Here is a 19,197-nt window from a genome sequence, read left to right as displayed (position 1 = left end):
AATGTCGCAGCGGGACTGACGCGGAGGCGCGTCATTTTGCAGAGCGCACTGACGATCTGAACATGACAGTGATTTGTCGCGACGAAGACAGCGCGACGGTCGGCCGCGCAAGATTTGGATACGGCTGTTAACATACTTGAACTCCTCTCGCGCGGTGTCGCGCTACGATGCAGTTCGATCCACGAGGGCAGGGAGGCAATCATGCTCGATGGAGAGACGGCCGCAGTGCTTCGCGCGGTGCTCGACGAGGTCTGCGGAGGCGTGCCGCGTTCGGATACGACAAAGCGGACCAACGTCGCCTCTGGATTGCTGCAGGCCATTCGCGAGGGACGCTCGTCAATCGATGAGCTGCGCATCGCAGGCCAGGCCGCGTTGCGCACCGCCCCGAGCATGTGGCGCTAGGCGGTCTGATCGGGCAATCGCAACGGCACGATTGTGCGTCGCACATTTGCAGACGTTAGTGCCGGAACTGATTGCGACGCGCATGCTCTCGCGAGCTGACGCGCCGACCGGCCGTCAGCGCTAACCAGGAGAACCCCGCTACGACCCCAGCTCTCCACCCCTGAGCTGGGGTCACTTGTGTCGAACAGAGAGTGGAGCCACAGCGATCGAGCAGAGCTCGTCGAGGGCTCCTCGATCTCGTCCTCCGGTCACGTCCAGCCGCCATGATGGTGAAGGAACGTTCAGGAAAGTTCCGATCCTGTTCCTGCAACATGCGCGGACGCCGGTCGTTATCACGGCGTACTAGAAAGGAGGATGCCATGACGAAGCTTACTTACGCTCTTGCCGCGGCTGCGGCACTCTCGATAGCGGCACCGACCGTTGCGAGCGCGCAGGGTGTGGGCATCTATGTCGGCCGCGACCACGGCTACTACGGCGATCGATATTATGGTGGCCCGCGCGTCGACGTATACCGGCATGACCGGGGCTGGCACCACGGCTGGTACAACCATCATCGCGACTACTACCGCGACCGCGGCTTCGTGATCCGTGGTCATGACTGGGACGACGACTAACGGTGCTGGTCGCACGTCGTGATGAGCAGATCGCGACGACCAATGAGGGCCTCGCTTCGGCGGGGCCCTTTTTTGTGTGTGCCGAGCATGACCGGCAGTTTGGAGATGGAAGTCCTCTATCCAGCCTGATGACGGTGAAGGATTAGCGAAGCGCAAGGGCGTCATCGCGAGGTGGGGTCTGAAGGAAGCGTGGAGCAAAGCCGCGGCCCGATGGACAAAAACCGGATAACGAGGCCTACCCGGCCGGACGAGCGAGCACGTGATCGCGAAGTCCACGGTCATCAAGGGCCGGGGTGGTAAATCCGGCGGGCGTGCGGCGAAGGCGGTCGATCTTACCTCGGGAGATCTGCGCTGCGTCTCGGCAACGAGACTGAGGTCGTCGTAAGGCGATCTGACCGCAGTGCAGAAGTCAGCAGAGGGCATAGTAGGCGGAACGAGTTTCGCCGAAGGCCTGAACGCTGGAAGTGACGAGTAGATGCAGCGATATCGCATCGGCCATGCGACTGAATTCCGGGCAACTGGCCTCGGAACGGCGGGAAGGGGTGAAACCCTGACTGACGCTGATCAGAGGAGTCGAAGCTGGCGCGACGATTGCTGACACCCAAACTACGGCGGCAACAGAACAACTCTTGCCGCTTAATCCAGCGAACCGCCGTATACGGACCCGTATGTACGGTGGTGTGGGAGGGGAGGGGCTGCGAGGCTCCCCCCTATCCCGATTGGCTTGCCGCATCGCGCCCGTTCGTCGGCGTAGGAACCTTGGCTCCTCCACCAGATTGTCAGGACGAGAAGGACGGAGGAGGTTTTCATGAACCAGTTGATTTATCTGGTCGGACTGATCGTGGTCATTTTGGCGATATTGTCGTTCTTCGGGCTGCGGTAGGCGCGTCATGGATAGCGAGCGAGGGCTTGCCGTGTCCGCCGCCAACAGGACCGGGCTTCGGCTGCAATGGAGCCCGGTCATCGCCGGCGCGCTGGCCGCGGCGGCGCTGTCGGTGATTTTGATCGGCTTCGGCGCGGCGGTCGGGTTGGGTGTGAGTTCAAGCTCGCCGTCATGGCGCGACGCATCAGCCGCGCTCGCGTTGCTGTCGGGATTGTATCTGATCCTGCAGGCGCTGGTGAGCTTCGGCGTCGGCGGCTACATCGCCGGCCGGGCTCAGCGCGTGATCGGCGCGACGCCATCCGACGAGATCGACAGCCGCGACGGGCTTCACGGCCTGACCGCCTGGGCGCTCGCCATCATCCTCGGTGCTACGATCGTCGCGCTGGTTGGCCTGTCAACCGCGCGTCCGGTGGTTCAGAACCGGCCATCTGCGACGGCCGCGGAGCCGCTGCTGAGCGCCGAGCTCGACCGCCTGTACCGGTCAGTGCGGCGTCCGGCCAATCTCGATATCGGCTACGAGCGGGCAGAGGCCGGTCGCATCCTGCTGACGAGCTCCAGCCGCAGTGGCGTCAGCTCCGACGATCGCAGCTATCTGATCCAGCAGGTGGCGGCCGCGACCGGTCTGCCTGCTGCGGAGGCGGAGAAGCGCGTCGACAGCGTGATGGGCGATGCCAGGACCGCCATCCAGCGGTCGCGGCGCAGCGCGGTGATTTTGGCGTTCTCGGTTGCAGCGGCGCTGCTGTTCGGTGCGGTCGCCGCGTGGGCCGCGGCCGGCGCGGGCGGCCGTCACCGCGACGGCGCCGCGCCGGAGTGGATGGGCGGTAGGCCGACGACGGCCGTGCCGATTGTCTGATGCAGTTGTGAATGTCCTTCAAGGGAGACGATGATGGCAACGATCTTGGTGATGGATCACTCCGGCGACACGAGGCAGCAGTTCGACCCCGACAACAGTGAGCAGCTGGCCTGGGCGAATGCTCGCTTCACCCAGCTCACGTCGGATGGCTACACCGCCGCAATCCGGCAAGCGACCGGAGAGGCGAAGTTGGTCCGCGCGCTTGATCCGACCGCCGAGGAAACCCTGTTCTATCCGAGGCTGGTCGGCGGCTGACGCCAATGCTCGGCCGTCTGCGCGAGATGTCCCTGCGGTCCGCGCTCCGGCGCGCCGCCAGCACGCTGGGTGCGACGCTGGCCGCGATCTGGGATCGCTGGCAGGCCTATGAGCGAATTGAGGCGCGCGGACTTGCGCTGCTGTCCGCGTGGCTGTCACCCGAGCAGCGGGCGCAGTTCGAAAAGTATAAGCGCTTCGACGTCATCGGCTCGGAGTCCGGCAAGCGATACCGGATTTGCTACGGCACCTCGACCAACGTCTATGAGATGGACGGCGGCGATCGTATCGTGCTGGGCTGGTGCTTCCGGCCCGTCGGCGCGCTGGCGGCGGGCGACGTGATGCTCGCCCAGAAGATCGCGCTCGAAACCGACGAGCGCGGGACGCTCATGGTCGCGAAGCCATTCCCGAGCTCCATGCCGCCACGCGCAAATCTCCCTCCGGTCAGTTAGCGCTCGGTTCGCGCTGTCCCGCATGGCGCAAACTGTTGCGCGTTGCCGGGGAGGAACGTCGATCTTCCCGCCGGGTTGTCGGATGCCGACTTGCAATGGACCTCGTCATGCGCGTCAACACGTCGTCTTCGCTGAGCCTGATCTTCCGCTCCTACCTTGCGGACTTGCGACAATGGATGACGCGCCTGGTGACCGGCTACGCATTTGCGTGCAGCTTCATGCTGGCGGGTGCGGTCTCGCTTCTGATCGCGACCGGGATCGGGGTTGGCGCGGCTTTCCACGCCCTTGAAATGCATTACGGCATCTGGATCGCATATGCCGCGATCGGCGGCGCCTTTGTCCTCCTCGGGATCCTGGGGCTGCTCATGGGCCGCGTGCTGCTCGCACGTCCTGCGCCGGCCGTGCCGCGCCCGGGCCGACAGGTCGACATGCTCAAGCGCGCGATCGCAGTGCCCGTCGCCGCGCGGCTGATCGCCACCACTCGGACGGGAGCAGGGGCGAGCGTAGATCCCACCACCCGCGCACTGGCCGCCGGGGCTGCAATCATGCTTGTCGGCTGGTTTGCTGCATCGCGCGCCCGGCGTCAGCGCGACGCGATCCAGGACTAGCGATGGCGCCGCGCAATTGGACGAACGACCTGATGCTCGCCGGTGCAACGGCTCTGGCGACGTTGGCGATCTCTCGCCAGCTGTCCCGATCGGAGCGGCCGTCCGCTCGGGAGCAGGGCGTCGAACCCGTGCTAGCGGAAACGCAAGATCGTGGACGGCTCGCCGACACGCCGCTCGAGATTCCGACTGCCGGCTGGAAGGACATTCTGCTCCGCACCTATCAGCAGATCGACGAGGACCGTCTGCTGGCAACCGCGGCCGGCGTCGTGTTCTACGGCTTGCTGGCGATCTTCCCGGCGATCACCGCGCTGGTCTCGAGCTACGGCCTGTTCGCCGATCCGTCCACGATCTCATCGAACCTGCAGAGCCTGGCGCTGATGCTGCCGGAAGGCTCGTTTGCGATCGTCCAGGACCAGATCGCCCGCGTGCTCGCGAAGGGGACCTCGACGCTCGGCCTGACCTTTGCCGCCGGCCTGCTGATCGCGATCTGGAGCGCCAATGCCGGCATGAAGGCGATCTTCGATGCGCTCAACGTCGTCTATGACGAGAAGGAAAAGCGCAGCTTCGTCAAACTCAATCTGATGTCCCTCTCGTTCACGATCGCCGGGCTGATTTCCATCATGCTGATGGTCGGAGCGGTGGTCGTCGTCCCGCTTGTGCTGCAGCAGCTCGGACTGGGCACGACGGCCGAGCTCGTCATCCGGTTCGGACGGTGGCCGATCCTGGTGCTCCTGCTCCTCACCGCGCTCGCGGTGCTGTACCGCTATGGCCCGAGCCGAACCAGGCCGCGTTGGCAGTGGCTCAGCGTCGGCGCCGTCGCAGCGGCCGTGCTGTGGCTGGCCGGTTCGGTGCTGCTCTCCTGGTATCTGGCGAACTTCGGCGATTACAACGCGACCTATGGCTCGCTGGGGGCGGCCATCGGTCTGATGACGTGGATGTGGATGTCCGCCATCATCGTGCTGTGCGGGGCAGAGCTGAATTCAGAGATCGAGCATCAGACCATGCTCGATTCGACCGAGGGCCGCCGCAAGCCGCTCGGAGCGCGTGGCGCAACCATGGCCGACACGGTCGGCAGGGCGTCTTAGCCGGCGCAGACCCCGCCGCAGCGCACCCGGTAATGAGCATAGGAACCAACGGCATGAACCCGGGCTTATGCCAAAATGGTTGAGATCAACGTGCTGGAAAAACCGATCGAGCGGATCAAGCAAACCTGCGAGCTGATGGGCATCGCGGACAGGTTCGACCGCGCGCTTCCCGAACTCGAGACCTTCCTCGAAGCCGAGATCGCGCAGGGCGAAGTCCGCGAGTCGAAGCTGACCCTTGACGGGCTCTGCTACCTGCGCCAGCTGCTGGCGCAGGCGTGAGGTATCGACATGGCATTCTCTGAGGAAATGAACCGATGCGTCGAGACCTGTCTGTCCTGCTACAGGACCTGCCTCGGCACGGCCATGAACCATTGTCTCGTCACCGGCGGCAAGCATGTCGAGCCGGCGCATTTCCGATTGATGATGGCTTGTGCGGAAATGTGCCGGACGGCGGCCCACTTCATGCTGATCAACACCCCGCACCACAAGCACACCTGCCGGGAATGCGCGGAGATCTGTGGTGAATGCGCCGAGGACTGCGAGCGCGTCGGCGGCATGGACGAATGCGTGGCGATGTGCCGTGCCTGCGCGGAATCCTGCCGCAAGATGGCGGCCTGACGGCGCGAGCTCCCCGTTCGGTCAATCGGAGCTGACGTAATGGGCGCGCCAGAGCAGCGCCGTGACGATCAGGGCGATGACCCCGGCGGCAATCACGATCCAAGGTACATAGTCGGCCATTGGCGCACCTGACGCTCCGCTTCGCGAGCCGAGCCTTTGCGAGCCAGGGCCGCGAAGCGGAGCCGTGTAAGTCTAGAGTTGCGCGTGTTGGGTGGTCGGGCGTGAGATCTGGCTGAGCGCCATGCCCGTACCATCGCTGGCCTGGATCAGGGCGATATCCCCGAGGGCAATGATTCCGACCAGGCGCTTGTCCCGGCTCAGCACCGGCAGGCGCCGAACCTGGATCGCACCCATGTTCTGCGCGATGTCGTCGAGCTCCTGATCCTCGAAACAATACTTCACCTCGGCCGTCATGACGTCGCCGACCCGCGAGTCGGGGCCCGCGACCCATTCCGATGCCGCGAAGCGCGATGTCGCGGTCCGTGATCATGCCGACCAGGCGCTCGCTATCGGTAACCGGCAGCAGGCCAACACCGAGCGCTGCCATCGCTTCTGCGGCATCGCGGAGCGTATCGTCGGGGGTGCACAGCTGGACGTCAGGTGTCATCGCGTCGCAAACCTTCATGATAGCCTCTCCATTTGATTTGGCTGGTTGCGTCAACGGCCTAACGATGCCGCCCGGAACGGCGTTCCTATCAAGGCGAGGCGGATGGCGATGTTGGTCCAGGTCGGATGAAGCGGCATGTCCCGCTCCGTGCCTAGGCTACGCCGGGATAGGTCGCCGAATTCAGCAGGCGTGCAAGATGTGCCGCGTTGGCCGCAAGCATGGCGGTGGTCTGCACTGTCTTGTCGTAGGGCTTTTCGAGGTCCTTGTAGTGGGTCGGGGAGGGATCCTTGCCCCGCTTCAGCGTGTAGTTCAGCGCAATGGCTTTCAACGATCGGATGGCATCGCGTCGGCTCGTCTCTTTGGCAGCCAATGCAGGCTGGAACCGTTCGTTCCTATTGCGAACGCCGCCGAGGAACGGTGGCGCCGAGCAGCGCGCAAAGCCGTTTGGCATCCGCCGGCGCTGCGCTCTTCTGGTCGTTGTCGAAATAGACATAGATGTCGCATCCCTGCCGCTTCCAGCCGCGGATGCGTTTGGCCCAGTCGGAAAGCTCGGCCGGCTTGTAGTGCCCGCGATATCGGCCGCCCGGGCCATGGCCGCGGACATAGACGAAATCCGCGGTCCGCTTCCACGGCGCCGGCGCATCGTGATGATCGGAAATGCAGAGCGCGATATTGCGATCCGCCAGCAGCTTCAGGACATGCGGCGCGTACCAGCTGGGGTGGCGGAATTCGAACGCATAGCGCCGCCGCCGCTTCAACAGCGTCAGGAACGAGGCCAGCCGATCGGCATCGATCGTGAAGTTCGGCGGCAGCTGAAACAGGACCGGGCCGGCCTTGTTGCGCAGCAACGACAGACGCTCTTCCAGCAATTGGAGACTGTTGACCGAGTTCGCGGAGAGGCGCTTCCAGTGCGTGACGAATTTCGACGCCTTCCAGGCGAAGACGAAATCCGCATCGGTCGCATCGCGCCAGCCTGTCACCGCCTGTTCGGTCGGCGTGCGGTAGAAGACGCCGTTCAGCTCAGTCGTCGGAAACTGCGTCGCGTAGTAGTCGAGTTGCCGCTTGGGCGGCAAGCCCCTGGGAAAGAACGGACCGCGCCAGGACGAATAGTGCCAGCCGGAGGTGCCAATCAATACGCGCGCCATGCGATGGTCCAAGCGGTGGATCAAGCCTTCGCTTTAAGGCTTGGTGATCCCGTCGCGCTCTGCAAGGTCCGCTTCCCAGCCGAACACCGAGCGGCCGTCGAGCGCGGGCGAACGGGCGCGCTCGTTCGCGACAAACGCCTCGAAGGAGGGGCCGGTGGCGGTTCGTTCCAGCCTGCGGGCCTGATCGTCGAGCCGCTTCAGCGCCTGCAGCTCCTCATCGCGGCCGAGCTTTGCCTGCTGCACGGCCGACTTCAGCACGCGGATGGTCTCGTCATAGACCTTGATCGGCACCGGGAAGGGATGACGGTCCTTGCCGCCATGGGCGAGCGAGAAGCGCGCCGGGTCGCGGAAGCGGTAGGGCGTCCCGTGAACGACCTCGGCGACCATCGCGAGCGACTGCACCGTGCGGGCGCCGACGCCGGGCGTCAGCAGCAGTTCGGGAAAATCCAGTGGCCCGCGATCGGCAGCCGCGGCCAGGGTGCCGTGCAGGCGGCGGACGAACACGTCGCTCGAGCGCACGTCGTGATGCGCGGGCATGATCAGGTGCAGGAGATCCGGTTGCGCGGTCGCGCTCTGCGTCAGCTCGGCATATTCGCGCGTGATGCCGTCCGGCCCCAGCGCAGCGAGCAGATCGAGCTGCGCCTGGCGCGAGCCTTCGGCGCGGTGATCGGTGAGATTGACGATCTCGCCCTGCGTCGGGCCGTCGATCGCGCTGTGCGGCTCGTCGACGAAGCTGCGCAGGCCTTCGGAGTGCCAGTGATAGCGGCGGGCCTGCCGCTTGTCGCCGTTCATGCCTTGCTGGACGACGGTCCATTTGCCGTCGTCGGTGACGAAGAAGCCGTGCAGGTAGAGCTCGAATCCGTCCTGCACCGCGGCGCTGTCGACCTTGGCCACCAGCCGGCTCGCGCGGGTTAGGGCGGCACCGTCGAATCCGACGCGGTCGCCGAGGGCGGACAGTTCATCGGGCGTGCGGCGCGAGTGCTTGCCGCGGCCGCCGCAGACGTGGATTCCGAGCTCGCCTTGCAGCGGCGCCAGACCTCGCTTCAGCGCACCGATGACGCTGGTGGTGATGCCGGACGAGTGCCAGTCCATGCCCATCACGGCGCCGAACGACTGGAACCAGAACGGATGCGACAGTCGCTGCAAAAACGCATCGCGGCCGTAATGGTGGACGACGGCCTGGGTGATGATGCCACCCAGCGTCGCCATGCGCCCCGCCAGCCATGGCGGCACGCGGCCACCATGGAGCGGAAGATCGGCGCTGCCGGTGCGTCGCGCCATCGGGCTCCCGGATGCTGAATCGGCGTCCAATCTACCAGCAAATGCGAGCGTGTGTACAAAGCGGACATCGCTTCATCGCGCGTCTGGTCAGGCGGCTTCGGCGTTGATGCCGCTGACGGCGAGCTTGGTGAGCGCTTCATCCGTCTTCTTTTCCTCGGCCAGGGTCTGGTCGATGAGCTTGACCGCATCCTTCATGCTGAGCCGGTTGGCCCAAGCCTTCAAGGTGCCGTAGCGGGCGATCTCGTAATGCTCGACCGCCTGGGCTGCCGAGAGCAGGCCCGCGTCGAGCGCCGGCGTGTCGGCATACTCCTCCATGATCTCCTTACCCTCGTCGATGATCCCCTCGATGGCGTCGCACTTCTTGCCACGCGCCGGCTTGCCCATCAGGTCGAAGATCTGCTCGAGCCGCTCGATCTGTCCTTCGGTCTCGTCATGATGCTTCTCGAACGCCGCACGCAGATCGTCGGACTCGGCGGCCTTGGCCATCCGCGGCAACGCCTTCAGTATCTGCTTTTCCGCGTAATAAATGTCCTTGAGGGTATCGAGGAAGAGGGCACTGAGATCCTTGTCCGGCATTGGTCGCTCCGTGAGTTGGGTGAATAGTCCGGACTGCCAACACGAGTGCGGAAAGCAAGTTCCTATCCTTGATCGATGCGTGGCAAAGCGCCTCGTCGGCCGTCGCACATTCGAGCGGGTCACGATGGAGCTTGGTCGGATTGCGAAGTCTGGATTGCGAAGTCTTGCCGCAACGTGACTTCGGAACGAAGCCACGGCCGGCCCGTTGGTCGGTCTCATCGTTCAAGGGAGAACCGCAATGGATTGGAATCGTGTCGGAGGCAACTGGAAGCAGGTCAAGGGCAAGGTCAAGGAGCAGTGGGGCAAGCTCACCGATGACGATCTCGACGTGATCGACGGCAAGCAGGACCAGCTCGAGGGCCGTCTGCAGCAGCGCTACGGCTATGCCAAGGATCAAGCCGCCAAGGAAGTGAACGACTGGTACGGCCGCCAGAAATGGTGAACGGGACCGCGTTCCGGGCCCCGCTTCGGCGGGGCCTTTCGCGGCCTGGGCGGCTGAGCCTGCGTGTGACGGCATCCGGTCGGCGCGCGCAGGAGTGAGCAATGGGACAGCTTCTGAGCCCGCCGGGTCCGCGCGCGGCGCACCTTTGCATCGACATGCAGCGGCTGTTCGAGCCCGGAGCGCCCTGGGCGACGCCCTGGATGGACCGCGTGCTGCCATGCATCGTCGAGCTGGCGCAGCATGCACCTGAACGTACCGTGTTCACCCGCTTTATTCCGCCGCGCTCGAAGCACGACGCGCGAGGGATTTGGCGGGCTTATTACGAGAAATGGGAATGCGTGACCCGCGAGCGGCTCGATCCGGAGTTGATCGAGCTCGTGCCGGCGCTCGCCGCCTGTGTGCCGCCGGCCGCCATCATCGACCGGCCGATCTATAACGCGTTCGGTAATGGGCGCCTGCAAGCTCATCTGGATGCGCATGGGATCGATACGGTGATCGTGTCGGGCGGTGAGACCGACGTGTGCGTGCTCGCCACCGTGCTGGCCGCGATCGATATCGGCTACCGGGTGATCGTGGCCGAGGACGCCCTGTGCAGCTCTTCCGATCAAAGCCATGACGCGCTGCTGCAGCTCTATGCCGAACGCTTCAGCATTCAGATCGAGGTGGCATCCACGGCCGATATCCTCCGGATGTGGACCCTCGACGACTGAAGCGACAACGGGCCGAAACGAGGTACCGGTATCAGGGCAATCGGAGCAGGGGTGGCAATACCTGCTTCCTGGGGCTGAGCTGACGCTGGCGATGCGTAGCATAACTGCCGGCGATCGCCGCCAGGCTCATATCCGTAATTCGCATAAGGTATATTATGGAATATTTATATCTACAATTAGATCAGATATTTAGTGGGAAATCTTCGCACTGGTCCGCAAGTTGGCGCGCGTGACGGTGTGTCCCGAACTGTCGCCTAGCCGGTGCTGGTGCCGCAGCGATGCACGCGCGCGCATCTCGTCTGAAAGCCGATATTGCCGCCGCGTACGGACGCTGCAATAAGCCCCAGCTGTGCAGAGATCGCTGGTGACCCGGCGGCATCAGGTCCGTATAGGATGGCATCTCAGAACAACAACAAGCCTCTTGAGGGAGCAACCAATGAGCTTTTCACGACGCACGCTGCTGAAGGTTTCCGCCGCTTCCGCCGTCCTCGGCGGGATCGGCGCGCCCTATGTCGCGCGCGCCCAGTCGGCCGAATTCTCTTACAAGTTCGCCAACAATCTGCCGGAGTCGCATCCGTTCGTGGCGCGCGCCCGGGAGATGGCCGCGGCGATCAAGACCGAGACCAACGGCCGTTTCGACCTGCAGGTGTTCCCGAACAGCCAGCTCGGTTCCGATACCGACATGCTGAGCCAGGTGCGCTCCGGCGGCGTCGAGTTCTTCACGCTGTCCGGCCTGATTCTGGCGACCCTGGTGCCGGCCGCCTCGATCAACGGCATCGGCTTCGCATTCCCGGACTATCCCACGGTCTGGAAGGCCATGGACGGCGAACTCGGCGCCTATGTGCGCGGCGAGATCAACAAGGCCGGCCTCGAGGTCATGGAGAAGATCTGGGACAACGGCTTCCGCCAGACCACGTCGTCGACCAAGCCGATCACCGGTCCCGACGACCTCAAGGGCTTCAAGATCCGCGTGCCGGTGTCGCCGCTATGGACCTCGATGTTCAAGGCGTTCGATGCATCGCCCGCCTCGATCAATTTCAGCGAGGTCTATTCGGCGCTGCAGACCAAGATCGTCGAAGGCCAGGAAAACCCGCTGGCGCTGATCTCGGCGGCGAAGCTCTACGAGGTGCAGAAATACTGCTCGATGACCAACCACATGTGGGACGGCTTCTGGTTCCTGATGAACCGCCGGGCCTGGGCGGCGCTGCCGGACGACATCAAGACCATCGTCGCCAAGAACGTCAACGCGGCGGCCGTCAAGGAGCGTGAGGATACCGAGAAGCTGAACGCCACCGTGAAGCAGGAGCTCACGGGCAAGGGGCTCGTCTTCAACCAGCCCGAGGTCGGGCCGTTCCGCGACAAGCTCCGCGCCGCCGGCTTCTACGCCGAGTGGAAGGGCAAGTACGGCGAGAAGGCCTGGGATCTGCTCGAGAAGTCCGTCGGCAAACTGTCCTGATCGATCAAACAGGAGGCTTGCCATGGCTCATGTCGAGATGACGCCGGCCGTGGCCGGCGAGGCGGCGTCGCAGCCCCCTCGCCGCCGCTCCGTTCTCGGCTCCATCGACGCAGCGCTCGGGATGCTGGTGGAAATCCCGGCGGCGATCCTTGTCGTCGCCGAGGTCGTGATCCTGTTCGCCGGCGTGGTGTCGCGCTACGTGCTCCATGCACCGCTGATCTGGTCCGACGAACTGGCGTCGATCCTGTTCCTGTGGCTCGCGATGCTGGGATCGGCGGTTGCGTTCCGCCGCGGCGAGCACATGCGGATGACGGCGCTGGTCGCAAGTGCGGGACCGCGGCTCTGGGCCTATCTCGATGTGATCGCGACCTGCGCCGCGCTGGCGTTCCTGATCCTGATCGTGCGGCCGGCCTATGAATATGCCTACGAGGAAAGCTTCATCACCACGCCGGCGCTGCAGATATCCAACACCTGGCGCGCGGCGGCGCTGCCGGTCGGCACCTGCCTGATGGCGCTGTTCGCGCTGCTGCGGCTGGCGCGGGTCGGCGATTTCAGGACCTTCCTGCTGGCCGCGCTGACCGTAGCTGCGCTGATCGGGCTGTTCTGGCTGGCACAGCCGATGCTGCGGCCGCTCGGCAATCTCAACCTGATCATCTTCTTCGTCGGCGTGGTCGGCTTCTGCGTGTTCGCCGGCGTACCGATCGGCTTTGCCTTCGGCATGGCGATCTTCGGCTACCTGGCGCTGACCACGCGGACGCCGCTGATGGTGCTGGTCGGCCGGATGGACGAGGGCATGAGCCATCTGATCCTGCTGTCGGTGCCGCTGTTCGTCTTCCTCGGCCTCCTGATCGAGATGACCGGCATGGCGCGGGCCATGGTGGCGTTCCTCGCGAGCCTGCTCGGCCATGTCCGCGGCGGCCTGCATTACGTGCTGGTCGGCGCCATGTATCTGGTCTCCGGCATCTCCGGATCGAAGGCCGCCGACATGGCCGCAGTCGCGCCTGTGCTGTTCCCGGAAATGAAGCAGCGCGGCGCCAAGCCGGGCGATCTGGTCGCCCTGCTCGCCGCCACCGGCGCGCAGACCGAAACCATTCCGCCGAGCCTCGTGCTGATCACGATCGGCTCGGTGACCGGCGTCTCGATCTCGGCGCTGTTCACCGGCGGCCTGCTGCCCGGCGTGGTGCTGGCGATCACGCTGTCGGGGCTGGTGTGGTGGCGCTACCGCGGCGAAGACCGCAGCCACGTCCAGCGCGCCACCGGCAGCGAGATCGGCAAGGCGTTGGTGTTCGCCCTGCCCGCATTGGCCCTGCCCTTCGTGATCCGCTACGCCGTGGTTGAAGGCATCGCCACCGCCACCGAAGTGTCGACCATCGGCATCGTCTACGCCTTCGTCATCGGCCTCTTGATCTACCGCCAGTTCAACTGGCGACGTCTGTTGCCGATGCTGATCGACACGGCATGCCTGTCGGGGGCGATCCTGTTCATCATCGGTACCGCGACCGGCATGGCCTGGGGCCTGACCCAGTCCGGCTTCTCGCGGGCGCTGGCGGCGGCGATGACCGGGCTGCCGGGCGGTTCAGCGACCTTCATCGCGGTCTCGATCCTGGCCTTCGTGATCCTCGGCAGCGTGCTCGAGGGTATCCCGGCGATCGTGCTGTTCGGGCCGCTGCTGTTTCCGATTGCGCACCAGGTCGGCGTCCACGAGGTGCACTACGCCATGATCATCATCCTGGCGATGGGCATCGGGCTGTTCGCGCCGCCGTTCGGGGTCGGCTATTATGCCGCCTGCGCCATCGGGCGCGTCGATCCGGCCGAGGGTATCCGGCCGATCTGGGGTTACATGCTGGCGCTGTTGATCGGCCTGATCATCGTCGCCATCTTCCCCTGGATATCGATCGGCTTCCTGTAAAGCACCTTGCGGATGGGATAGAGCCATGAGTGCAGCTCAGAACCAGTACTCGATCGGGTTGGACAAGACGCCGGCCAACTACGTGCCGCTCTCGCCGCTGAGCTTCCTGGCGCGCTCGGCTGCCGTCTATCCCGACCATCTCAGCGCGGTCTATGAGGGCCGCAGCTTCACCTGGAAAGAGACCTACGAGCGCTGCAGGCGCTTTGCGTCCTATCTCGCGGGCCATGGCATCGGCCATGGCGACACGGTCGCGGCGATGCTGCCGAACATCCCGGCGATGAACGAATTGCACTTCGCGGTGCCGATGACCGGCGCGGTGCTCAACGCGCTCAACATCCGCCTCGACGCGGCATCGATCGCGTTCCAGCTCGAGCATGGCGGCGCAAAGATCATTCTGGTCGATCCCGAATTCTCCGGCGTGATCGCGGAGGCCCTGACCCTGATGAAGGGCGCAAAGCCGTTCGTGATCGACGTCGATGACGCGGCCTTCGGCGGCGGCAAGCGGATCGGCGCGATCGAGTATGAGGCGGCGGTCGCGGCGGGCGATCCCGGCTTCGTGGAACGGCCGCCGGCCGACGAATGGGATGCTATCGCGCTGAGCTACACGTCGGGCACGACGGGCAATCCCAAGGGCGTCGTGACCCATCACCGCGGCGCCTATCTCAACGCGGTCAGCAACATCCTCGCCGGCAATCTCGGCCAGCATCCGGTCTATCTCTGGACGCTGCCGATGTTTCATTGCAACGGCTGGTGCTTCCCCTGGACGATCGCGGCGGCCGCCGGCGTCAATGTCTGCCTGCGCAAGGTCGACCCGGCCAAGATCTTCGAACTGATCCCGAGACACGGCGTCACCCACATGTGCGGCGCGCCGATCGTCTACAACACGCTGATCAACGCGCCCGATGCGCCAAAGGGCGGCAAGGCAAAGCCCGTTGTCGGCCTGATCGCCGGCGCGGCGCCGCCGGTTGCCGTCCTCGAGGGTGGCGAGCGCATCGGCATCAAGCTGACCCACGTCTACGGGCTGACCGAGGTCTATGGCCCCGCCTCGGTCTGCGCCGAGCAGCCGGGCTGGGACGAGCTGTCGGCTGATGCGCGCGCGCAGCTGAAGCGGCGCCAGGGCGTGTCCTATCCGCTGCAGGAAGGCGTCACGGTGCTCGATCCCGAGACCATGCGCGAGGTGCCGCGCGACGGCGAGACCATCGGCGAGGTCATGTTCCGCGGCAACATCGTGATGAAGGGCTATTTGAAGAACGCGAAGGCGACGCAGGAAGCCTTTGCCGGCGGCTGGTTTCACACCGGCGATCTCGGCGTGCTCGACGAGCACGGCTACGTCATCATCAAGGACCGCTCCAAGGACATCATCATCTCCGGCGGCGAGAACGTCTCCTCCGTCGAGGTCGAGGACATCCTCTACAAGCACCCGGCGGTGCTGTTCGCGGCGGTCGTGGCAAAGCCCGACCCGAAATGGGGTGAAGTGCCCTGCGCCTTCATCGAGCTGAAGGACGGCGCCAAGGCGACCGAGGCCGAGATCATCGCCTATTGCCGCGAGCACATGTCGGGGTTCAAGACGCCGAAATCCGTGGTGTTCGGCGTGATCCCGAAGACCTCGACCGGCAAGATCCAGAAATTCCTGCTGCGCAACCAGGTCGGATCCGCCAAGGCGATCTCGGCCTGAGTCTTCAGCCTGCCCGGTCGAGCGTCAGCCGCATGCCGTCATGGGCCGGGATGACGTCGGCCGGCAGGCTCTGCCGCAGCACCTCGTAGTCGAGGTCGGAATGCATGTTGGTGATGACCGCGCGCTTCGGCTTGAAGCGCTCGATCCACGACAGCGCGTCCGCAACGCTGAAATGGCTGGGATGCTGCGCATAGCGCAAGCCGTCGACGATCCAGAGATCGAGACCTTCGAGCGCCGGCCAGCTCTCCTGGGGGATGTCGTGCAGATCGGGCGTGTAGGCGGCGCCGCCGATGCGGTAGCCGAGCGCCGGGATCTTGCCATGGTGCACCAGGAAGGCCGCGAGCTTCAGCGGGCCGCCCTTCCCCTGGACCGTATGGCTCTCGCCGGCCTCGATCGAATGCCGCGTCAGGATCGGCGGATAGTCGCTGCCTTCCGGCGAGATGAAGCAATAGGAGAACCGCGCCATCATGTCCTTCGCGGTCGACTGGTTGAAGTAGACCGGGATGCGGCGGCGTTGGTGCAGCACGACCGATCGTAAATCGTCGATGCCGTGGGTCTGGTCGGCATGCTCATGCGTCAGGAACACCGCGTCGATGTGCTCGACATTGCTGTCGATCAGCTGCTCGCGCAGATCGGGCGAAGTGTCGATCACGACCCGCGTGGTGCCGTGCTCCATGGTGCGCTCGGCCATGATCGAGCAGCGGCGGCGGCGGTTCTTGGGATTGCTGGGGTCGCAGGCGCCCCAGCCGAGTGCCGGGCGCGGCACGCCGGCGGACGAGCCGCAGCCCAGAATGGTCAGTGTCAGCGTCATGCAGCAACCTTCGGCGCCGGCACCTTGGAGAACAGCCGGAAGAAGTTTTCGGTGGTCTGTCGCGAGATCTCCTCCAGGGAAACGCCGCGGGTTTCCGCGAGCACCCTGGCGACCTCGACGACATAGGACGGCTCGTTGCGCTTGCCGCGGAATTTGCCGGGCGCAAGATACGGCGCGTCGGTCTCGACCATGATGCGGTCGGCCGGCAGCTCGGCTGCCAGGGCCCGCAGCGCGTCGGACTTCTTGAAGGTCAGGATGCCCGTGAACGAGATCGACAGCCCAAGCGCGATCGCCTTCATCGCGAGTTCGCGCCCGCCGGTGTAGCAGTGCAGAACCGCCTTGAACGGGCCGTTCGCGACCTCGTCCTCCAGGATGCGGCCGCAATCCTCGTCGGCCTCCCGAGTGTGGATGACGAGCGGCAGGCCGGTTTCGCGAGCCGCCGCGATGTGCGCGCGAAAGCCGCGCTCCTGGGCCTCGCGCGAACCGTGCTCGTAGAAATAGTCGAGCCCCGCCTCGCCGAGCGCCACGACCTTCGGATGCTTCGTCAGTTCGATCAGTTCGCTGGCCGGGATGCCGTCCTCTTCGTCGGCATGATGCGGATGGGTGCCGACCGAGCAGTAGACGTCGGGAAAGCGCTCCGTGATCGCGAGCAGACCGCCGAGCCGCTTCACCCGGGTCGAGATCGTGACCATGCGGCCAATGCCGGCCGCCTCGGCGCGCCCGACGATCCCGTCGAGATCGTCGGCAAAGTCGGGAAAATCCAGATGGCAATGACTGTCGACCAGCATGAATTTCGAACCACTCACTCGGTCTTCGGTTCCACATAGCGCGGGAAGACGCCGACAGGCGCAGGCAAAACCGTACCCGGCTTGATCCGTTCGGCGACCGCCGCGAAGCTGCGGGCGTCAGCAGCGATACCGAGGCTGTCGAGCATCTTGCCGCAGGACTCCGGCATCACGGCCTGCGCCATGATCGCGATCTGGCGCACGACCTCGGCGGTGACATACAGCACCGTCTTCTGGCGCGCGGGATCCGTCTTCGCCAGCGCCCACGGCGCTTCGCCGGCAAAATAGCGGTTGGCCTCGGCGACCACGGCCCAGACCGTGTTGAGCCATTGATGGATCTGCTGCGTCGCCATCGCGGTGCGTGACGTCTCCAGCATGGCGTCGGCCAGCGCCAGAATCGCCTCGTCGTTGTCGCTGAATTCGCCGGGCTCCGGCAGCACGCCGCCGAGTTGTTTGGCGATCATCGACAATGAACGCTGCGCCAGATTGCCGAAATCATTGGCGAGGTCGGCGTTGATACGCGCGACGATGGCCTCGTGGGTGTAGTTGCCGTCCTGGCCGAACGGCACTTCGCGCAGAAAGAAGTAGCGCATCTGGTCGACGCCGTACTGCTCGGCGAGATTGAAGGGGTCGACCACGTTGCCGACCGACTTCGACATCTTCTCGCCCCTGTTGAACAGGAAGCCGTGTGCATAGACCCGCTTCTGCACGGGAATGCCTGCCGACATCAGGAAGGCCGGCCAGTACACGGCGTGGAAGCGGATGATGTCCTTGCCGATGATGTGCACGTCGGCCGGCCAGTAGCGCCAATGCTTGTCGTTCTCATCGGGATAGCCGACGCCGGTGATGTAGTTGGTCAGCGCGTCGACCCAGACATACATCACGTGCTCGGGATCGTCCGGGACCTTGACGCCCCAGTCGAACGTGGTGCGCGAGATCGAGAGGTCCTTGAGCCCGCCGCGCACGAAACTCATCACTTCGTTGCGGCGCGAATCCGGGCCGATGAAATCGGGCCGGCTCTCATAAAGGTGCAGCAGCTTGTCCTGGTAGGCCGACAGCTTGAAGAAATAGCTCTTCTCCTCGACCCATTCGACCGGCGTGCCCTGCGGGCCGCGGCGGACATTGTCCTCGCCGACGACGGTCTCCTCCTCGGCGTAATAGGCCTCGTCGCGCACCGAGTACCAGCCGGCATAGGTGTCGATATAGATGTCGCCATTGTCTTGCATACCGCGCCAGATCGCCTGCACCGACTCGTGATGCGCAGGCTCCGAGGTGCGGATGAAGCGGTCGAACGAAACGTTGAGACGCTCGTCCATCTCCTTGAACCGCGCCGCGTTGCGGGTCGCGAGATCGTACGGCGTCATGCCCTCGCCGGCCGCGGTCTGGATCATCTTCTGTCCGTGCTCGTCGGTGCCGGTGAGGAAGAACACGTCCTTGCCGTCGAGCCGCTGGAAGCGCGCCAGCGCATCGGTAGCGATCGCCTCATAGGCGTGGCCGATATGCGGCTGACCGTTCGGATAAGCGATCGCGGTCGTGATGTAGAAGACGTTGCCGCGGTCCGCGGCGGGCACCGGGACGGAAGCGGCCGCAGGAGCTGCCGCTGCGGGTTGCTTCGGCGCGCGAACCTTTGCCGGTCTCGGCGCCTTCTCGGTAACGGGAGCCATCGGCGCGGCGGGCTTCTTTGCCGCCGGTGCGACGGCTGCTGCGGCTACTTTCTTCGGCGGAGCTTTGATGGCCTTCGCAGCAGCCTTCTTGGCCGTGCTCTTGGCCGTCTTCTTCGCAGCCTTCTTGACGGTCTTTTTGACGACCTTCTTCGCCGCCGATTTCCTGGCGCCCTTGGCTCCGGTCTTGAACGTGGACTTGGACTTGGCGGCCTTCTTCGCTTTCTTGGCGACGCGCCCGGCCTTCTTGGCCGCGCGCGATTTCGCCGTGGCTTTGCTGGTCGCGCGAGCGGGCGATGCCTTTTTCGTCTTCTTGGCTTTCTTCGACGATTTCTTCTTAGCGGTCGCCACCACGGAATCCTTTGCAGATCG

At 64.8% G+C, this 19,197-nt stretch carries 21 protein-coding genes and 1 pseudogene; 14 read left to right on the top strand and 8 right to left on the bottom strand.

Translation table 11 applies throughout. The annotated features are described in order from the left end of the window. The first annotated feature begins 201 nt into the window (after positions 1–201). From ACVIHF_RS15570 to ACVIHF_RS15530, 9 genes are all read left to right on the top strand, one after another. Entirely contained in the window at positions 202–402 is a 201-nt protein-coding gene (locus ACVIHF_RS15570; RefSeq protein ID WP_028331978.1) for a hypothetical protein, read from the top strand. A 359-nt stretch (positions 403–761) separates the two neighbouring features. Continuing rightward, a complete protein-coding gene (locus tag ACVIHF_RS15565) occupies positions 762–1,016 on the top strand; it encodes a hypothetical protein (protein WP_156436345.1) in 255 nt (84 codons plus the stop codon). Positions 1,017–1,906: 890 nt separating this feature from the next. Then, on the top strand, positions 1,907–2,752 hold the full coding sequence (locus ACVIHF_RS15560; RefSeq protein ID WP_456792253.1) for a hypothetical protein: 846 nt from the start codon (positions 1,907–1,909) through the stop codon (positions 2,750–2,752). A gap of 33 nt (positions 2,753–2,785) precedes the next feature. Further along, complete coding sequence (locus tag ACVIHF_RS15555; RefSeq protein WP_050385371.1) at positions 2,786–3,007, top strand: hypothetical protein; 222 nt, start codon at positions 2,786–2,788, stop codon at positions 3,005–3,007. Between the two features lie 5 nt (positions 3,008–3,012). Next, entirely contained in the window at positions 3,013–3,456 is a 444-nt protein-coding gene (locus tag ACVIHF_RS15550) for a hypothetical protein (protein ID WP_456792252.1), read from the top strand. 95 nt (positions 3,457–3,551) lie between these two features. Then, positions 3,552–4,064, top strand: coding sequence for a hypothetical protein (locus ACVIHF_RS15545; RefSeq protein ID WP_456780525.1), 513 nt, complete (start codon positions 3,552–3,554; stop codon positions 4,062–4,064). Positions 4,065–4,066: 2 nt separating this feature from the next. Beyond that, positions 4,067–5,149 (top strand): YihY/virulence factor BrkB family protein, encoded by a 1,083-nt coding sequence (locus ACVIHF_RS15540; RefSeq protein ID WP_456780526.1) that lies wholly within the window; start codon positions 4,067–4,069, stop codon positions 5,147–5,149. A 75-nt stretch (positions 5,150–5,224) separates the two neighbouring features. Further along, a complete protein-coding gene (locus ACVIHF_RS15535) occupies positions 5,225–5,428 on the top strand; it encodes a hypothetical protein (RefSeq protein WP_038381835.1) in 204 nt (67 codons plus the stop codon). Between the two features lie 9 nt (positions 5,429–5,437). Beyond that, positions 5,438–5,767: a four-helix bundle copper-binding protein gene (locus tag ACVIHF_RS15530; RefSeq protein WP_028331985.1), complete on the top strand. Its 330-nt coding sequence runs from the start codon at positions 5,438–5,440 to the stop codon at positions 5,765–5,767. A gap of 192 nt (positions 5,768–5,959) precedes the next feature. Here ACVIHF_RS15530 and ACVIHF_RS15525 read toward each other — a convergent pair. The 5 genes and pseudogenes from ACVIHF_RS15525 to ACVIHF_RS15505 all read right to left on the bottom strand — a co-directional run bounded on the left by ACVIHF_RS15525 (position 5,960) and on the right by ACVIHF_RS15505 (position 9,376). Beyond that, positions 5,960–6,392: pseudogene (locus tag ACVIHF_RS15525) on the bottom strand (CBS domain-containing protein). 133 nt (positions 6,393–6,525) lie between these two features. Beyond that, positions 6,526–6,702 carry a hypothetical protein gene (locus ACVIHF_RS15520; RefSeq protein ID WP_456780528.1) on the bottom strand — a complete coding sequence of 59 codons (177 nt, stop codon included), beginning with the start codon at positions 6,700–6,702 and terminating at the stop codon, positions 6,526–6,528. Between the two features lie 64 nt (positions 6,703–6,766). Continuing rightward, entirely contained in the window at positions 6,767–7,519 is a 753-nt protein-coding gene (locus ACVIHF_RS15515) for a DUF72 domain-containing protein (RefSeq protein WP_456780529.1), read from the bottom strand. A 33-nt stretch (positions 7,520–7,552) separates the two neighbouring features. Next, positions 7,553–8,800, bottom strand: a complete 1,248-nt coding sequence (locus ACVIHF_RS15510) for a DUF763 domain-containing protein (protein WP_456792251.1) — start codon at positions 8,798–8,800, stop codon at positions 7,553–7,555. An 87-nt stretch (positions 8,801–8,887) separates the two neighbouring features. Beyond that, on the bottom strand, positions 8,888–9,376 hold the full coding sequence (locus ACVIHF_RS15505) for a YciE/YciF ferroxidase family protein (RefSeq protein ID WP_028344048.1): 489 nt from the start codon (positions 9,374–9,376) through the stop codon (positions 8,888–8,890). A 238-nt stretch (positions 9,377–9,614) separates the two neighbouring features. Here ACVIHF_RS15505 and ACVIHF_RS15500 point away from each other — a divergent pair, with 238 nt between their 5' ends. The 5 genes from ACVIHF_RS15500 (at position 9,615) to ACVIHF_RS15480 (ending at position 15,568) form a co-directional block, all read left to right on the top strand. Next, a complete protein-coding gene (locus ACVIHF_RS15500) occupies positions 9,615–9,818 on the top strand; it encodes a CsbD family protein (RefSeq protein ID WP_456780531.1) in 204 nt (67 codons plus the stop codon). 101 nt (positions 9,819–9,919) lie between these two features. Then, on the top strand, positions 9,920–10,528 hold the full coding sequence (locus ACVIHF_RS15495) for a cysteine hydrolase family protein (protein WP_310879229.1): 609 nt from the start codon (positions 9,920–9,922) through the stop codon (positions 10,526–10,528). Between the two features lie 436 nt (positions 10,529–10,964). Continuing rightward, positions 10,965–11,984 carry a TRAP transporter substrate-binding protein gene (locus tag ACVIHF_RS15490; protein WP_018271684.1) on the top strand — a complete coding sequence of 340 codons (1,020 nt, stop codon included), beginning with the start codon at positions 10,965–10,967 and terminating at the stop codon, positions 11,982–11,984. Positions 11,985–12,006: 22 nt separating this feature from the next. Continuing rightward, entirely contained in the window at positions 12,007–13,893 is a 1,887-nt protein-coding gene (locus tag ACVIHF_RS15485; protein WP_076828829.1) for a TRAP transporter large permease, read from the top strand. Between the two features lie 25 nt (positions 13,894–13,918). Next, on the top strand, positions 13,919–15,568 hold the full coding sequence (locus ACVIHF_RS15480; RefSeq protein WP_456780534.1) for an acyl-CoA synthetase: 1,650 nt from the start codon (positions 13,919–13,921) through the stop codon (positions 15,566–15,568). Between the two features lie 4 nt (positions 15,569–15,572). Here ACVIHF_RS15480 and ACVIHF_RS15475 read toward each other — a convergent pair whose 3' ends face one another. From ACVIHF_RS15475 to metG, 3 genes are read right to left on the bottom strand one after another with little or no spacing between them, the layout of a single operon-like run. After that, entirely contained in the window at positions 15,573–16,379 is an 807-nt protein-coding gene (locus ACVIHF_RS15475; RefSeq protein ID WP_057018661.1) for an MBL fold metallo-hydrolase, read from the bottom strand. Beyond that, positions 16,376–17,167 carry a TatD family hydrolase gene (locus ACVIHF_RS15470; protein WP_456781911.1) on the bottom strand — a complete coding sequence of 264 codons (792 nt, stop codon included), beginning with the start codon at positions 17,165–17,167 and terminating at the stop codon, positions 16,376–16,378. Before ACVIHF_RS15470 ends, ACVIHF_RS15475 begins: the two co-directional genes overlap by 4 nt. 14 nt (positions 17,168–17,181) lie before the next feature. Further along, positions 17,182–19,176 carry a methionine--tRNA ligase gene (metG, locus tag ACVIHF_RS15465; RefSeq protein WP_456792250.1) on the bottom strand — a complete coding sequence of 665 codons (1,995 nt, stop codon included), beginning with the start codon at positions 19,174–19,176 and terminating at the stop codon, positions 17,182–17,184. Between the last annotated feature and the right edge of the window lie 21 nt (positions 19,177–19,197).

The organism is Bradyrhizobium sp. USDA 4506 (assembly GCF_054058795.1).
The sequence above is the reverse complement of the archived record's forward strand: the minus strand, read 5'-3'. Positions and strand labels throughout refer to the sequence as shown.

What these genes read in the sequence shown, in the direction of transcription:
- ACVIHF_RS15560 (WP_456792253.1), top strand. Translation starts at nt 1,907, where the DNA reads ATGGATAGCGAGCGAGGGCTTGCCGTGTCCGCCGCCAACAGGACCGGG.
- ACVIHF_RS15500 (WP_456780531.1), top strand. Translation starts at nt 9,615, where the DNA reads ATGGATTGGAATCGTGTCGGAGGCAACTGGAAGCAGGTCAAGGGCAAG.
- ACVIHF_RS15470 (WP_456781911.1), bottom strand. Translation starts at nt 17,167, where the DNA reads ATGCTGGTCGACAGTCATTGCCATCTGGATTTTCCCGACTTTGCCGAC.
- ACVIHF_RS15565 (WP_156436345.1), top strand. Translation starts at nt 762, where the DNA reads ATGACGAAGCTTACTTACGCTCTTGCCGCGGCTGCGGCACTCTCGATA.
- ACVIHF_RS15545 (WP_456780525.1), top strand. Translation starts at nt 3,552, where the DNA reads ATGGACCTCGTCATGCGCGTCAACACGTCGTCTTCGCTGAGCCTGATC.
- ACVIHF_RS15550 (WP_456792252.1), top strand. Translation starts at nt 3,013, where the DNA reads ATGCTCGGCCGTCTGCGCGAGATGTCCCTGCGGTCCGCGCTCCGGCGC.
- ACVIHF_RS15510 (WP_456792251.1), bottom strand. Translation starts at nt 8,800, where the DNA reads ATGGCGCGACGCACCGGCAGCGCCGATCTTCCGCTCCATGGTGGCCGC.
- ACVIHF_RS15505 (WP_028344048.1), bottom strand. Translation starts at nt 9,376, where the DNA reads ATGCCGGACAAGGATCTCAGTGCCCTCTTCCTCGATACCCTCAAGGAC.
- ACVIHF_RS15475 (WP_057018661.1), bottom strand. Translation starts at nt 16,379, where the DNA reads ATGACGCTGACACTGACCATTCTGGGCTGCGGCTCGTCCGCCGGCGTG.
- ACVIHF_RS15495 (WP_310879229.1), top strand. Translation starts at nt 9,920, where the DNA reads ATGGGACAGCTTCTGAGCCCGCCGGGTCCGCGCGCGGCGCACCTTTGC.
- ACVIHF_RS15490 (WP_018271684.1), top strand. Translation starts at nt 10,965, where the DNA reads ATGAGCTTTTCACGACGCACGCTGCTGAAGGTTTCCGCCGCTTCCGCC.
- ACVIHF_RS15540 (WP_456780526.1), top strand. Translation starts at nt 4,067, where the DNA reads ATGGCGCCGCGCAATTGGACGAACGACCTGATGCTCGCCGGTGCAACG.
- ACVIHF_RS15570 (WP_028331978.1), top strand. Translation starts at nt 202, where the DNA reads ATGCTCGATGGAGAGACGGCCGCAGTGCTTCGCGCGGTGCTCGACGAG.
- ACVIHF_RS15530 (WP_028331985.1), top strand. Translation starts at nt 5,438, where the DNA reads ATGGCATTCTCTGAGGAAATGAACCGATGCGTCGAGACCTGTCTGTCC.
- ACVIHF_RS15555 (WP_050385371.1), top strand. Translation starts at nt 2,786, where the DNA reads ATGGCAACGATCTTGGTGATGGATCACTCCGGCGACACGAGGCAGCAG.
- ACVIHF_RS15480 (WP_456780534.1), top strand. Translation starts at nt 13,919, where the DNA reads ATGAGTGCAGCTCAGAACCAGTACTCGATCGGGTTGGACAAGACGCCG.
- ACVIHF_RS15485 (WP_076828829.1), top strand. Translation starts at nt 12,007, where the DNA reads ATGGCTCATGTCGAGATGACGCCGGCCGTGGCCGGCGAGGCGGCGTCG.
- ACVIHF_RS15535 (WP_038381835.1), top strand. Translation starts at nt 5,225, where the DNA reads ATGGTTGAGATCAACGTGCTGGAAAAACCGATCGAGCGGATCAAGCAA.
- ACVIHF_RS15515 (WP_456780529.1), bottom strand. Translation starts at nt 7,519, where the DNA reads ATGGCGCGCGTATTGATTGGCACCTCCGGCTGGCACTATTCGTCCTGG.